Annotated in this window: 8 protein-coding genes; 1 reads left to right on the forward strand and 7 read right to left on the reverse strand. The window is 34.0% G+C overall.

Annotated features, from left to right (window positions below; genetic code table 11):
- Positions 1 to 109: 109 nt before the first annotated feature.
- The 7 genes from EKL99_RS02295 to EKL99_RS02325 all read right to left on the reverse strand — a co-directional run bounded on the left by EKL99_RS02295 (position 110) and on the right by EKL99_RS02325 (position 15,160).
- Positions 110 to 1,837, reverse strand: coding sequence for a hypothetical protein (locus tag EKL99_RS02295; RefSeq protein ID WP_126576332.1), 1,728 nt, complete (start codon positions 1,835 to 1,837; stop codon positions 110 to 112).
- A 49-nt stretch (positions 1,838 to 1,886) separates the two neighbouring features.
- Positions 1,887 to 3,176, reverse strand: a complete 1,290-nt coding sequence (locus tag EKL99_RS02300; RefSeq protein ID WP_126462724.1) for an MFS transporter — start codon at positions 3,174 to 3,176, stop codon at positions 1,887 to 1,889.
- Entirely contained in the window at positions 3,176 to 4,234 is a 1,059-nt protein-coding gene (locus EKL99_RS02305) for a glycoside hydrolase family 130 protein (protein ID WP_126462726.1), read from the reverse strand. Before EKL99_RS02305 ends, EKL99_RS02300 begins: the two co-directional genes overlap by 1 nt.
- A 47-nt stretch (positions 4,235 to 4,281) precedes the next feature.
- A complete protein-coding gene (locus EKL99_RS02310; protein WP_126576333.1) occupies positions 4,282 to 5,988 on the reverse strand; it encodes a hypothetical protein in 1,707 nt (568 codons plus the stop codon).
- 156 nt (positions 5,989 to 6,144) lie between these two features.
- Positions 6,145 to 7,620, reverse strand: a complete 1,476-nt coding sequence (locus EKL99_RS02315; RefSeq protein WP_126553725.1) for a RagB/SusD family nutrient uptake outer membrane protein — start codon at positions 7,618 to 7,620, stop codon at positions 6,145 to 6,147.
- Positions 7,621 to 7,643: 23 nt separating this feature from the next.
- A complete protein-coding gene (locus EKL99_RS02320) occupies positions 7,644 to 10,739 on the reverse strand; it encodes a TonB-dependent receptor (protein WP_126553723.1) in 3,096 nt (1,031 codons plus the stop codon).
- Between the two features lie 212 nt (positions 10,740 to 10,951).
- Complete coding sequence (locus tag EKL99_RS02325) at positions 10,952 to 15,160, reverse strand: two-component regulator propeller domain-containing protein (RefSeq protein ID WP_126576334.1); 4,209 nt, start codon at positions 15,158 to 15,160, stop codon at positions 10,952 to 10,954.
- Between the two features lie 424 nt (positions 15,161 to 15,584).
- On the opposite strand from EKL99_RS02325, the gene EKL99_RS02330 reads away from it, so the two are divergent.
- Positions 15,585 to 15,917 (forward strand): helix-turn-helix domain-containing protein, encoded by a 333-nt coding sequence (locus tag EKL99_RS02330; protein WP_126563041.1) that lies wholly within the window; start codon positions 15,585 to 15,587, stop codon positions 15,915 to 15,917.
- The last annotated feature ends 29 nt before the right edge of the window (positions 15,918 to 15,946 follow it).

Consider the following 15,946-nt stretch of genomic DNA (forward strand, 5'->3'; position numbering starts at 1 on the left):
TTACCTTGAAATATAAATAGTTACAGTTTTTCATAATTAGGTATTCAAATTTTAGTAAAAGTGGTGCCCGTAAAAAAAGCGTCATAATTCAAAACTTCCTATCAAAATTTTATTTTTTTTGTTGAAAATTATAATCTACAACAATTCCGTCAACCAACATCTTAGAACCTTCATACGTAATTGCTCCGCCTGAAGGGACACAAATAATAACTGCAGCACTTTCTGGGGCAATCTTTATTTTGGCCAACGAAGAAACCTTTCGAGCAACAAAACGTCCGGATACTGTATTATATAAATCTACTTTTTTTCCCTGCTCTGTTTGTATAATAACTTTTTTAGTATTGCTATGAGGATTGTAATATAAAAAAGAAGGATAGGCTTTGTCTTTAAAAAAATCGGTAGCCAATAAATTTAATTGTAGAATTCCACTCACATTTGTTGCTCGAATAATACTTCCAAAAATACCCACATGTCCGCTTCCATAAACACTAAATTGAGATTCTTGAGGATTTTCACCCGCTACCCATAGTGGACCATCTCCTTGCGCAACAGGCCCTTTTAAATTTTCATACGCTTTATAACTGGATTGTTGAATGATACCTTCATATCCGATAACTCCTTTAGTAACCTCTGCCAATTGTGGAATCGTTTCATGTTCATCAGGCATGTATTGCGGATAGAAAAATCGAGAAGCATTGGCAGCATTCAACATCCATTTACCAATTGCCGTGGCATACGATTGATTGTAACGAACCATTGGAACCATTGGCCAAGCCATATCATAGGTATTCATCAAAAAACCATATCCTCCGTGATCCACCGTACTTCCCACTGTTCCTGAAATATCAAATCCATTCCAATTGCCTACTAATACGCCCCAACCTTCCCGGCAAATGGCGGTTCCATCGAAAGTCCACTCCAACATCTTAGCAGTGTCGTAATCTTCCCCCTCTTCAGCATTTATTCGGGCGGACAAATAAGCACCAAAAGGCATTAATAATTCATAGGTTGGATTTATAGATTGAGATTGTAGTGCAGATAAGGCACTTTTGGCTCCTTTTAAATATCTTGGATCTCCAAACTTTTTATAAGCAGAATACAATACCCAGGCATGTCCAGCAGCTGCATCGGGTTGGGCACAGATGTTATTATTCATTGGTTTCATTTTACCGTAATCAAAATAAGAATAATTATAATTCCCATTCAATATCGAATCAGCTTTGAAGAATTTTTCAGCAATACTTCTCGCAATAACATCAAAACCAGGCTCGTTCGGATATTGATCATAAACAGCATAAAACAACAGATTTGGATAAACATCATACCACCAGTCTCTCCCATAACCTCCTCCTAACAAAGCAACCTCTGGACTAGTATTATTCATCATAATGTCCCAACCCGTTTCAGTATTAAAATAATTTTTCATCATACTGACATGATTCCGATTCTCTTGATTGCTTTTATCAATACCTACTAAACTAGCACCTAAAGTAGCTCCCATAGTAGCCAACGATTCGTGAAACATTCCTTTATTATTAGAAGGCCCTTGTCTTACATCGCCAACAGCAGTGTACAAACCAACAACATCTTGAGGAAAATTATTTTGGCTCTTGTCAATCCATACCAATGGCCAATATTTACCTTTAGCGTTGAAATCATATACGGTACTGTCAAAACGGACCGCCATTTTCTTATAATCTATTATTTGAAATGGTTTCGGCAAGTTGGGCATTTGATCTACACGAGCAATATTTTTTTGCTTTATTTGTGCTGAACCACTTAGTACGCAAAGGATAAAAAATAGACTTGTCAAAGTGATTTTGAAAATAGTATTCATTATTTGTTTGATTTAATTATAAATAAAAATTTATTTTTTGATTCTGTATTTAAACAATTTTCTCTGCAACTTCCTTCATAACTTTACTATCAATTTCAGGTTCATCTGGAGAAAGTAAATTTCCTTCTGCAATAATTTTTTTGGCGACAAAAATAGAACTCAACTGCAATACCGCTACAATTACAATTGCATATCGTAAGGCAATTTCGGTTGAGATAGTATAGGCCAAAACCAAAAAAGTACCTGCTCCCAAAAAGCGACCTGCAAATAATCCTGCCTCATGATTCAAAATATAAGCAAATTCTCCTCTTTTTTCAATTTTTGAAACAATATCGATTACCTTAAATTGGATTGGAAAATAGGCCAAATCCATCAGCGGTTTTGCAATCAATAATAATAAAATAAAAATAATAACACCCGTTTGATTGAATAATAATCCATTGACCACTGCTCCTAAAGCAAACAAAACGAGTCCTGCTGTAAATATCTTAATTCGGTCTGAAGGTTTTGCAATTCTTCCTATAACATACATAATTACGGCTGCAATTATGGCTCCAATGGATTGTGCTGTACCCAATGCTCCTTCTTTTCCTATCAATAACATGATTAACATGGCGGGGGCTGTTACAAGAAAACCCTGTACCAAACCTTTCAATAAGGATAATGACAACAACTTATACCAGAGTTGGTGAAATTTAAAAAACACATATTTTTTCTGTATTGGATTTTGGAACGTCCCCCTAAAACAAACTATAGAGGCAATGACAGTTACTAAAAACACAATTCCGGTAATGATTAAATAAGCAGTATGAATTTGTGCGGTATCCCCGCTAGATTCAATAAACCAACCTATAGTAATCGGAATGACAACAGCAATAATCGTGTAAAAAAAAGTTTCCAAACCATAATAATAATTTCGGTTTGTATCATTAGTTATGGCCAATGCCAAATAATCTCGGTTAGACCAATAAAAACCAAAAGACAATCCCATAGTAATTCCAGCAAATCCTATTCCTACTAAATCAAGTGTCTTCAAGGACATCATAATCATCATAGAAACACCACTGAGCATCATTCCAGCTGAATATAGTTTTCTAATGTTGAAGTGTTTTAATAAATAACCATTTAGTAAAAAAGTGAGTGGAATTCCGGCATAAATTGTCAGTTGATAAATAACTACCTTAACGGGATCATTGGAACTTCGCATTACATAAGCAGCCACAAAAATATCTATTACTGGTAAAACGATGGCATACACCAGATTTGTAAGTACTAATATTTGAAAATTGTGCGTCTGACTTTTAAAATGACCAATTTCGGTTTTTAGTTTCTGGAACATTAGTTAAATTTTAAAAGTGAATAAATGTCTTTGATCGAAAATTCTGCACCACAAACAAACTCATCGGAAGCACCATAATAAATAGTGATAGTATCTCCGTCTGACTGCACAATATGTCCGTTAGTAAAAACTACGTTTCCAAAAAAACCACTCAATTCATAACTTGTTGTTGGAACCATTATAGGACCTTCTGTTCGTGCAATTACTTTAGTAGGGTCTTCTAAATCCATTAAAAAGGCACCCAAACAATATTGATGCGAGGCGTTAGCCCCATGATAAATAGACAACCAACCTTTTTCTGTTTTTATAGGGGCAGCACCTGCACCCACTCTTTTACTATCCCACAACCCGGCTCTGGTTTTAATAATACACTGGTGATTTCCCCAGTGCAAACCATCAGGAGAGGACGTAATCCAAATATAGTTCCCACCAATATCCACACTGCTTGGACGGTGTAAGGCGTAATACAAACCATTAATTTTCGCATCAAAGATGGCACAATCTTTATTATGCGGAGGCAACATCATTCCATGCGATTCAAAATTTTTCCAATCGGTGGTAGTGCGTAAACCAACGCCAACACCATTTGGAGAAACAGACGTAAAGGTCAAATAATACTTTCCGTCCAATAAAGCGACACGACAATCTTCAATTCCAAAAGTCTCCAACATACCTTCGCCAACCAAAGGAGGATAATTTTCTGGTTCATGAAATTCGATTCCATCCTCACTACATACTAATCGAAGATGCGATAGTGTCGTCAAATAATCAACCCCTTTATAATTAATGACTCTAGCATCACTGGCGTCTAATTCAGGATCATTTGTTGGGATTTCAATAATTTGAATCGCCCCTGTTTCCGTTAGTATTGGAAACGAAATGATATTTTCTTTTTGTTTGGGTCTTTCAGCAACTCTAACCAAAAGCCACGTTTTTCCTTCAAATTGAAATACTCCAGGATTAAGCAAGCAGGTAATTTCTAGACCCTCTCTACTAGGAGGAAGAGCTGCCGGTGATAATAAGGGATTTTGTGTAAAACGTTTTGCGATATCGATCATTTTTTATAGTGTAATTGTGTTTTTAATTTAAATAGTGTACTTCAAAATTAATAATGGTAATCGATGATATTTGTTCCTGCGATAAGTGTTTTATTTTTCATGGATGTTTTTATTTCTGATGGCACTATTATGAGTGTCATAGCTGTATTTGCATTTAATTTGAAATTAAAATTTCCAATAACCTTTCGTCCAATATATTTTTTTGATACACTATCATAAATATTTACGGAACTGTTCCCTACATTAAAGGATACATTTTTTATTTCTTTATAAGGGTTGTAAAACAAAAACGTAGGCAATGCTCTTGAAGAAAAGAAATCGGTTGCATTACAGTTTATTTTCAGAATTCCTTCCACATTTGTCGTGTCAACAATTGAGGCTAACATTCCAACCCAAGCTGATCCATAAGGACACAAATCGGTAGCTGAGGAATATTGTTTCATCTGATCACCCAAAGCATAAGGACCTTCATTTGCCAATACATCTTTATAAACTTCAAAACCATTACCGTGATCTAAATCTTTGCGAAGACCCTCATAGCAAATCACATGGTTTGGATCTCCCTGCCATACGGCACTGGTTTGTCTGTTTTTTGGATGTTCATCGCTATAGAAAAGTCGACTGGAATTTGATAAATTCAAAATCCATTTTCCAATGGTTTTAGAATAAGAAGGATTATATTTTACAATTGGAACCAATGCTGCCGCTTGCGAAAAGGTGTTCATTGCGAAAGCATATTGTTCCTCTTTTTTTTGCCCAACTAAACCATCAACATCATATTGCCCCCATTTTTCAGCCATTACACCCCATCCATTACGGTCGGAGTTTTGCCCGTCAAAACACCAATTCAATAGTTTTATTTCGTCGTATTTTGTTCCTAATTCAGCATTCATTCGTACTGCCATGTAAGCACCATAAGGCATCATGATCTCATAATAAGCACCTTCTTTTTCTGGTCGGTTTTGTAAATAATCCATACAGGATTTACTCGCTTGAAGATAGGAAGCATCTCCCCATTTTTTCCAAGCGGTAAATTCAAGCCATGCTAAACCCGCAGCTGCATCTGGCTCATGCCAAACACCGTTATAAACTCCCTTGTTAGTTTTAAAATCGAAAGCAGTGAAATTAAAATCAGGATATTTTTTTTCTTTGGATAATCTATTTATACAGACAATCCACTTATCGGCATTCAATTTCATGATGTCAGCGATTTCCTTTTTTTTAGGATATTGGTCCACGAGCATATTGAACGCCATTCCTGGAAAAATATCATACCAAAAGGTTTCACCTGTTTTTCTGTCAACAGAATTCATAACTAAATTTTCTCCGTTTTTAGTATTATAAAATTGTCGACACATTGATACAAAATCAATTCCGTTGTAATTACTTTTATCAATTCCTACCAATGACGCACCCAAAACAGAACCAATTACGGGTAATGATTCATAGCTAGACTGTTTATTCATATTTCTTGAAGCACCAACATAACTTGGAATCCCGAAAGAACGAATGGGTACATTTACTTTATTATCATCCCACCAAATTAATGGCAGAAGTGGTCCCTTAGCATTAAAATCATATAAAAGCGAATCTTGTTGCGCTGTTACTTTTTTCCAATCCTTCATCTTGTAGGGCGTCGGCATATTAGGCATTGCATCAACCAAACGAATTGAAATTTGTTCTGCGGCTTTTTGTGCATATCCTAATTGAAAAGTCGCCAGAGCAATAAAAATAACTATTTTGCTTTTTATCATGTTTTTATTTTTTAATGCTGGATTATATTGATTCTCTGATTCCGAATAAAGAGTTATTTCATAATTTGTTTAAAAAAAAGAAGCAGTAATTTTTAGTATTTAACTACTACTTCTCAATGGTACTAACTAACTAATTCGCTAACCAAACTTTATTGTCTAATATCCAGGATTTTGTATCAAAAGACCTGCAGAGGCATCAATTTCTGATTGAGGGATTGGATACAACATATGTCGGTCTTGAAAATTTTTCCCATGAGCGGTCATAACTGCTTTCGCAATTCCCCATCTTTTTAAATCCAGCATTCTTTGATTTTCAAACCCGAGTTCGGCTCTTCTTTCTGAAATCAACCAGCCTTTGACAACTGCTTTGTCAGAAGAATTAGCTCTGTCTAATAATGTGCCGCTTGGCGGAACTAAACCAAGTGCATTTACCGTAGTTCTGGCTCTGGCTCTTATTTGGTTAATTATAGCAATCGCTCCAGAATAATCACCCGTTTCGTTAAGCGCCTCTGCTTTCCAAAGTAAAGCATCGGCCATACGCATGTAAATTTTATTATTAGGTGCTTCATCATTGCCTTTATTCGTTCCATCTAAGCTTCCTAACATTTTATTTACATTGCGATTTGTAGTATTTACAGTATATAATTTTCGGGGATCATTAACCTCAAAGGAATTAAGAAAGTCTGTACTGGGAGCAAAGAATCCCCAATCTAATGGTGCACAAATTCCATTTCCTTTTCTGGGAGTCTGCCCTCCTTGATGATTAAACGCAAAAATAACCTCCAAATCTGTAAACTCGGTGCTAAAACTATCAAAATAATTAGCATTCAGGCTATATCCAAGTGGAGTCAATTCGTTTACAAGAGTGATTACTTCTGCCCAGTTTTGTGTATACAATGCTGCTTTGGCCTGAAGAGCGATTACGGCTCCCTTTGAGACTCTCCATTTTTCAGTAGTTGAGCTGTATTTTGAATTTGGCAAAAGCCCTTTTGCCAATACTAAATCGGCTTTAATACTGCCCCAAACTAATGCTTTGTCAGCTCGAATGGCATTCGTAAAAGCTTCTTGATAGGTTTGAACAGGAGCCAAAATTAATGGCACGTCACCAAAATTAGTCACCAATGAAAAATAATAATAGGATCTTAAAAAATAAGCTTCTCCCAAGAGTTGATTCTTTCTTTCAGAAGTGATACCCGTAACAGACTCAATGTCAGATCTTGTTAAGAAACCAATAGCAATATTAGTTCTTTTGATTCCTTCATAATCATATTTCCATAATCCGTTTGGTCCGCCATTAGTAGAAGTAAAAGTATAATTATTGATATCATCCATCCAAGGCTGATCTCCGTCAGGATTCCATTTTTTTTCCATATCGTCAGAAGCAATGTCCTGCATTACATAATCATTTTGAAAAACAAGCCCTCCATTCCAATCCCATTGTGCCAAAAGATTCAAACTATTTGAAAGTAAGTAGTAGGATGAGTTTACCGAAAGCTCTACCGAAGTAAGAGTTGGAGTAGTATTTGCCTGCTTCAAAGTTGTTGCTCCTATGGGATCAGTAGTAAGCTCATCTTGGCAGCTAACTGCAAACAATAAGCTCATAAAGATTGATGCTATAAATATTTTTTTCATAATTTAATATTTTAAAAGTTGAATTAAAGTTGAACTTGAAGTCCCAAAATAAATGCTTTTGATTGAGGGTAGGTTCCTTTATCAATCAATGAAGTTGATTCTGGATCTAATCCTGTGTATTTTGTAATTGTGAAAAGGTTTTGACTTGAAGCATAAATACGTAAATTTTTAACTCCAATAACCTTACTATCAAACGTATATCCTATTTCAATATTTTTTAATCTAAGGTAAGAAGCATCTTCAACAAAAACACTGGAAACATTTCCTCCTCCATTATTATTGAAAGTAACTCGTGGTGTTGTATTACTGGTCCCTTCACCATGCCAGCTATCCAGCACCGAAACCATAGAGTTGAATGGACGACTATCGTAATTTAAAATTTGCTTCAAATCGTTGTAACGATCCACTCCTTCTACCCCTTGTAATAAGAATGAAATATCAAAATTTTTGTATTCTCCCGAAAATGAAAAACCATAGGTCATTTTTGGAATAGGATTTCCTATAATAGCTCTATCATCAGCATTAATCTGACCATCTCCATTTAAATCCTTGAACTTAATGTCCCCGGGCTGTGTATTATTTGAGTTTGAAAATAAAGTAGTATTTATTTCAGTATCGTTTTGATAAATGCCGTCAAATACAAGACCATAATAGGAACTAATGGCTTGTCCAACTTCCGTTTTTGTATGGGTCCCATCATCAATAATATTCTTTACATAAGTTTGAAGTTTATTCACCCTATTAGTTAATGTGGCAACATTTGCATTTATATTATATTTAAAAGCATGATCATTATCCTGAAAATTTAAACCAAGTTCAAATCCTTTATTACTTACAGCCCCTGCATTTACAATTGTACTTTCAATTACACCAACAGAAACCGCTGGCAAGTTTACCGATAATAGAATATCAGTTGTGTTTTTTTCAAAGTAATCCGTTGACAATGAAAGTTTATTTTTAAGGATACTCAAATCCAATCCAAAGTTAGTTTGAGTTGTAGTTTCCCATTTAAGATCAGGATTCCCGTATCGAATGATGTTGACTATTCCGCCTGTTGTTGAAACTAGAGTTTCAAAAGCATTATTCGGTATTTCCTGATTGCCTGATTGCCCCCAACTGGCTCTTAATTTTAAGTTAGAAATCCAATCTATTTTAGACATAAAATTTTCTTTTGATACTATCCACCCACCAGAAACAGATGGAAAATAGCCCCATTTATTATTGGCTCCAAATCTGGAAGAGGCATCAGCTCTCATGGTAGCAGTTGCAAAGTATTTGTTATTAAATCCATAAGTACCCGAAGCAAAATAAGATAAAAGAGCCCAATTGCTCGCTGAACCAGAACTATATGGAAAGGCTCTTATTACATTCCCATCGGCATCTAAAACACCTTGACCACCATAATCAAGATATCTGAAAGAGTCAGAAGTGTTATCAAAATTTTGTCTGCTACCGCCTATTGCAGCAGCATCGCTAGTAATGCTTTCCTGACCTAACAATAAATTGACGCTGTGCTTTTCATTAATTGTTTTTACATAGTTTAAAGTGTTCGTAAAAGTGAATGTCATACCTTGACCTCTATTTTCATCTAGTACATTAGGTCTATTATTTCTTCCCAGACCATAATAAGTATTATTGACATCACTGATATTAGCATCTCCAAAATTTTGAGCGAAATTTTTGTTATGGGTAAATTGAATATCAACACCCACATTACTTTTAAATTTTAAAGAATTATCTTTTAAGAAAGCATATTCTCCATATACATTTCCAAATGTTTGAAACGTATTTCTTTTGTCATCTGTAAAATGGACTATAGCAATTGGGTTTGAAGTAAATTCATAATTTTGACTCCATCCATTATCAGGTCCCGTATAGAAAGGTAAATCCGTATATGGATTGCTTGCAGAATAGGTGGGATCATTAATGTCTTTATAAACCCCTAATATTGGCGAACGCAATAAAGCATGGCGAATGATACCCGGTGCATCTCCACTGGAAGATAATTTGTCTTGTTTTGCATGGCTAATCTGGAGATTAGTTCCCACATTAAACCGATCTGAAACATTCGCATTAATATTTGCTCTAAAATTTACACGCTGGTATTTATCATGGTTTTCTACTACAATTCCATCCATTCCAAAATAACCTCCTGAAATTAAGTATTGCAAATTTTCAGAACCTCCACTAATTGAAGCTTGGAAATTTTTTGAAATCCCAGTTGTAAACAATTCATCCTGCCAATTTGTATTGGCTAAATCACTTCTGCTTCTGTCTGCTACATAAGGGCTAATTGCCGAGGAAGAATTCCCTATAGTATTATGCCAAGCCTGATCTTTTACCGTTAAGTATTGATCTGTATTTAACATTTTAGGGAGATTCGTTGCAAAATGAAGTCCCGAGTAATAATCGGCACTAATTGTTGATTTCCCTTTTTGTCCACTTTTGGTTGTAATAACCACCACTCCTCCAGCAGCTCTTGAACCATAGACTGCTCCTGCGGCGGCATCCTTCAATACCGTCATCGATTTCACATCCGATTGATTAAGAAAAGAAATATCGCGAGTAGAAACGCCGTCAACAACATATAAAACATCGTTATTTCCTAATGTTCCTTCTCCTCTTATTCGAATTTTAATACCATCACCAGGAGCTCCCGTATTTGCAGCTACAAAAACACCAGCTATTTGTCCTTGTAAAGCTTGTGCCACATCGGGTACTTTTGTTTTTGAAAGGCTCTCCATATCTACCATTGAAACGGCACTACTTATGGATGCCTTTTTTTGGCTATTGTACCCAACTATAATTACTTCATTTAAAGAATTCAAGTCTTCTTTTAGGGTAATAATTAAATCTGTTCTTCCTGATACAGGTACTTCTTGGCTTAGATAGCCAAGATAACTAATGACAAGGATAGCGTTAGAATTCACTGTAGAAATGGTAAAACTACCATCAATATCAGTTACCGTTCCTGTTGTTGTTCCTTTAACGATTACATTTACTTGTGGTATGGGACCATTTTTATCTGATACAATCCCTTTTATGGTTTGGGCATACAATGCACTCCCTGATAATATGGTCCAAAGTAAAAACAAAGTATAAACAGTACTTTTTTTCATGATAAGAAAGTATTAAATTGATTATTAACTAGAATATTTTTTTTCATGTTCATAAAAATTAGGTTAATTAAATGCATTAATGGTTTTTTGGTTTGTAATTCATAAATCATTTTATAAAATTAGCAGGAGGACACATAGAATTATGTACACTATTTCATCAAAAGTGTACACGAATCAAAAACGCATTGATTTACAGATGTTTAAAATAATAATTAGTACTTAGCTTTGTACTTAAATTGATAGTTTTTTGGAGTGCTATCATACATTTTTTTAAACTCCCTGTAAAAATAGGAACGATTATTAAAACCTGATTGGTAGCATACTTCCGAAACCGTCAATACATTTTTACGCAAAAGTTCTGCAGCATGTTTTAAGCGTATTGTCCGAATTAAATCTCCTGGTGTAAAACCAAAAATCTGTTTTATTTTTCGATATAATTGAGAACTGCTAATACCTAATTCTTTTTCGATGAATAAACTTTGAAGATTCTCATTGTCAATATTTTTTCGAATTAGCTCAATTACCTTTTTCACAAAGTCTTTTTCTTCCTTTTCTATGGGAAGATTTGTGAGGTTCTCGATAAGAGTATCCTGAGTAAAATATTTATGTATTTGTTCTTTTTCTTCCAGCAGTTTTTGAATTCGGATTAAAAGATGATCGGGATGAAAGGGTTTTGGAATATAAGAATTAGCACCGCTTTCAATTCCTTCAATTCGTTGTAAAACCGAATCTTTGGCAGTAAGCATGATAAATGGAATATGACAAGTCTTAATTTCTTTTTTTACTTTTTCACAAAGTGCCACTCCATCCATAAAAGGCATCATTATATCGCTTATAATAAGATCCGGAATTTGAATTTCAAGAATATTCAACGCTTCTAAGCCATTATAGGAAACAATAATTCTATACTTTTCTCCTAGTAATTCATTCAAAAAGAGATGAATGTCTTTTTCATCTTCAACAATTAATATTGTTTTACGATGGTCTTCCAGAATTGTAAGAGATGCTATTTTAGGGTTTATAGTATCCGATATCTTAGGATTTTCTTCCAGAATATTTTTGAGATGGTGAGAAATCAAAATAGGGCTTAACTCTGTATCCAATTCTTTTTCACTAAATACTTCTTTGCTACAAGGTAATAGAATCGTAAAGATTGTTTTTTCATTTGCAATGCTTGAAACAATAATTTCGCCTCTCAAGACGGTAACAAGTTTTTTAATATAAGCGAGCCCAATACCGGTTCTAAACAGATCATTATCGGTTCCTTTATTTGTGTCAGAAAGAAAAAATCGATCAAATAAAGAATCTAATTTTTCTTGCGAAATTCCTTTTCCTGTATTAACTATCGTGATATTTAGTCGTTTTGGATCCCCGTCCTCAATATGAAATTTAAGGTCAATTTTACCATTAACTGGGGTATATTTAAATGCATTTGACATCAGGTTAAACACTATTTTCTCAATTTTATCCTTGTCAAACCAAGCCAACAATTCAGACGGAATATCCAGATGGTAATTAATATTTTTACTGAGCGCCCATTCATCAAATAGTTCCGCAATTTGTTCTACTAAATTCACCAGATCAAACTCTTTTACACTTACTTCTAAATAATCATATTCGGCTTTTCTAAATTCGAGTAATTGCTGTGTTAAGAACAGTAATCTTGAAGTGTTTCTCTGAATCATCTGAATAAACTTCTGATTCTTTTCACTCAAATTTGTCGTTTCAGACAACTTTTGTATGGGACCTACAATCAAAGTCAAAGGAGTTTGAAACTCATGGGCAATATTAGTAAAAAAGGTAAGTCGATTTTCATGTAGCTCTTCTTCCCGTTTTCTAAAAAGAATATTTTGGCTCAAAGATTGGCGTTTCTTGTAATAACTAAGTACAAACAAGATGAAAAGCACAGCCAATACAGTATAAATTACAAAAGCAAGGTTCGATTGCCAAAGAACGGGTTTAATTCGGATGTCAATTGCATGAACCGGATCACTCCAAACACCGTCACTATTAGACCACTTTATCCACAGGGAATAATTCCCTCTGGGAACATTCGTAAAGGAAATAATTCTTCGGTTATTGATTGTATTCCATTCCTTATCAAATTTTTTCAGTTGGTAGGCATATTGGCATTTTTCACTGTTAATATAAGTTAATGCGGCCAACTCAATATCAAAAAAGTTTTGATTATGATCTAAAACAATAGACGGATGTGTATCCGAATCAGGCGAAATAACCAATCCCTGATAATAGGGAACTGCTTGGTTTTGTCCACTAATTTTATCAATTAAAATATCAGGAATTACAGAGGATTCTTTTATATTTTGAGGAAGAAAATAATTAAACCCTTTTATTCCTCCCATAAAAATAAAATCTGATTTTGGATCTTGGTAAAATGCTCCATCAGCAAATTCATTGTTTTGCAAGCCTTCATTTTTAGTGTAATTGATAAACTTTGATTCTTCTAGAACAAAGTTGGACAGTCCAAAATTAGTACTTAACCATAGATTAGATTTCGAATCCGAAACAATCCCATGAATGGTGTTATTTGGGAGACCTTGATTGGTAGTATAACTTTTAAAAATAGCCCTGCCATCGCTTCCTAAATGATCTAAAAGATTTAAACCAAAACTGGTTCCTATCCAAAGCCTATTTTCTCCATCTTTTTTCAAACTCAATATATCATTATTGGATAGGCTTTTTGGATCACCTTTTATGTTTTTGTAAGTTTGAAATTTTTCTGTTATTTTGTCAAAAAGATTCAAACCTCCCAATCGGGTTCCTATCCAAAGTTGGTTCTCCTTCTCGGGTACTATGGAGTAAATAATATTACTGCTTAAAGCATTTTTTTCTTTATTATCAGCTTGGTATATCTTAAACTGACTTACTTTCAGGTTTTCTCCAGAACGCTCAATTTTGCAACGAATCATCCCATAACCATTCGTTCCAAGCCAAATGAATCCTTTTTTATCCTGATAAATGGCATAAACAGATTTGAAATAGTGGCATTGTTCCTTTCCCAGAATTTCTGACCAACTGACTAATTTTGATTTTGCCAAGTCGTAAACAGTAATTCCATTTCCATCGGTTCCTATAAAAACAAGCCCATCTTGTCCTTTGCATAAAGAAAACACCGCATTATTAATAAGGCTATTGTTTTCGTTAAAATTTTTATATTCTAACGTTTTATCCGGATTTTGATAAAAATTAGGAGCCAATCGAAACAGTCCTTTTCCTTTTGTTCCTACCCAAAATGAATTTCCCTTTATTTCTAAAAATGCCCTCACAATACCACCATCCAGTTCAGGAATTTGTGTTTTTGAAATTAGATTGAATGGTTTTTTAAGCGGATACATTTTAAAAATTCCATCCCCATCAGTACCGGTCCAAATCACATTTTCACTCCCTTGAATCAAAGCAGTCACTTTTTGATTCTTGAGATATTTCAACCAGGGTTTAGTGAAGACATTTCCCAAACTATCAATAATACGATAACCCGAATGGCTAGATAAAACAAGACCCTCAGGCACATGACCAATACTGTTTTCTATATTTTGTACTGGAATTTCCTTGTTTTTTTTATCCGACATGGAATGTAATATAACTTTCCCTGAGGTCGGAATAACAACTATTTTCTGATTAGACATTATTTCAAACGTTCTAATATTGACAGAAATCAAGGCTGTTTTTGAAATTATTTTTCCGTTTGCTTTGGCATTCTCAATAGACAAGGAATAAAGTTCTTGATCTTCAAACAATACGATCAAATCGCCCTTAGATGTAAATTCCATTTTTTTAACGGATTTTCTAGGAAGATTTTTAGAACTTAATAATTGAAAAGCCGTACCGTCGAAATAACCAATTCCCCAGTCTTTTACGGCACAAAAGACTTTTTTGGATGGATCAAGTGCCATATTGAATTCTGATTCCGATAATGGAGGGCTATTCTTTCTGGAAAAATAATAACGTTCAAAACGATCCGTTTTTTTGTTATATTGATTAATTCCGTGCATTGTCAAGATCCAGATCCTACCCAAATCATCTTCGTCTACTTTAAGAATGACCTGATTACTAAGGCTATTTTCTTTATTAATTTCGGGTCTAAAAATTTTGAAATTAGTCCCGTCATATCGGTTTAAACCATCCCAAGTCCCAACCCAAAGTAAATTTTCAGAATCTTGAAAAATAGTATTCACAGAGCTATTGGAAAGTCCCTTAGTATTGTCAAGTTGCTCTAGAGAATATTTTAAATCAACCCTCCTAGAAGAATCTAGTAATGACAAATTGATAGTATCAGTTTTTGATCTTGCTATTAATGGACTAACTTTTTTTGAATCGTCCAAAGATGCTGATTCCTCTTTCTTGTTACAGGCAATAAATCCCATAAAAATAAAACCAACAACTATCTTTCTTATTTTCAATTTGGCAAATCTTTTTTTTAATTTATAATGATAGTACTTACTTTAGAATAAAAAGATTTTTTTTGAATATGAGTAGCACAAATATTCAAAAGGAAATATGCTTAAAAACATATATCTAAAATAAAACATACCGAAATCGATATAACTAGGTGTCCAAATGTACACAAAAAAGAAGAAATAGAATAAGATAAACGCTAAAACACATACTATTTAGAAGGGAAACTTTGGTTATCCTATTATTAATCTCAGTTTAATCAATTCATCCAAAAGCCTTATGAGTATAATTAATGACAAAAATTTAAATAATATTAAAATGAAGTGAAATTCAAAATTGAAGGTGAAGATGAAAACACAAAAAAATAATAGATTATTTAAGAGGAAAAGATTTTGAAGATGTTCGATTGAGTGGGAATCTAATAAAGGAATGGTGAGGTACTTTCGTAGGCATATTAATATTAAAAAAATAAGAGAACTGAAAAACTTAACACGTGATTTTGTTGCTGCAGAATTAGAAATGAGTACTAGTGGCTATGGAAAAATTGAACGAGGTGAAATTGATTTAACAATTTCGAGAGTTGTTCAAATTGCAGAAGTTTTATCGGTCTCTGTTTTCGATATACTATTTTTTGACGCGGAAATTTTTTTCATAAAAGATAATATTCCAATTGAAGTTAATATTAGCAAGAATTATGTTGAAAGAAAGAAACTAATATACTATCACGAACATCCGAATAAAATGCTAAAAAAACAGAATTAATTATTTTGACTGCCTTTCTAAATCGGCCA

It is taken from the genome of Flavobacterium sp. ZB4P23 (genome assembly GCF_003970375.1).
Taxonomy (GTDB): Bacteria; Bacteroidota; Bacteroidia; order Flavobacteriales; family Flavobacteriaceae; genus Flavobacterium.

What these genes read in the sequence shown, in the direction of transcription:
- EKL99_RS02315 (WP_126553725.1), bottom strand. Translation starts at nt 7,620, where the DNA reads ATGAAAAAAATATTTATAGCATCAATCTTTATGAGCTTATTGTTTGCA.
- EKL99_RS02320 (WP_126553723.1), bottom strand. Translation starts at nt 10,739, where the DNA reads ATGAAAAAAAGTACTGTTTATACTTTGTTTTTACTTTGGACCATATTA.
- EKL99_RS02310 (WP_126576333.1), bottom strand. Translation starts at nt 5,988, where the DNA reads ATGATAAAAAGCAAAATAGTTATTTTTATTGCTCTGGCGACTTTTCAA.
- EKL99_RS02305 (WP_126462726.1), bottom strand. Translation starts at nt 4,234, where the DNA reads ATGATCGATATCGCAAAACGTTTTACACAAAATCCCTTATTATCACCG.
- EKL99_RS02295 (WP_126576332.1), bottom strand. Translation starts at nt 1,837, where the DNA reads ATGAATACTATTTTCAAAATCACTTTGACAAGTCTATTTTTTATCCTT.
- EKL99_RS02300 (WP_126462724.1), bottom strand. Translation starts at nt 3,176, where the DNA reads ATGTTCCAGAAACTAAAAACCGAAATTGGTCATTTTAAAAGTCAGACG.
- EKL99_RS02330 (WP_126563041.1), top strand. Translation starts at nt 15,585, where the DNA reads ATGGTGAGGTACTTTCGTAGGCATATTAATATTAAAAAAATAAGAGAA.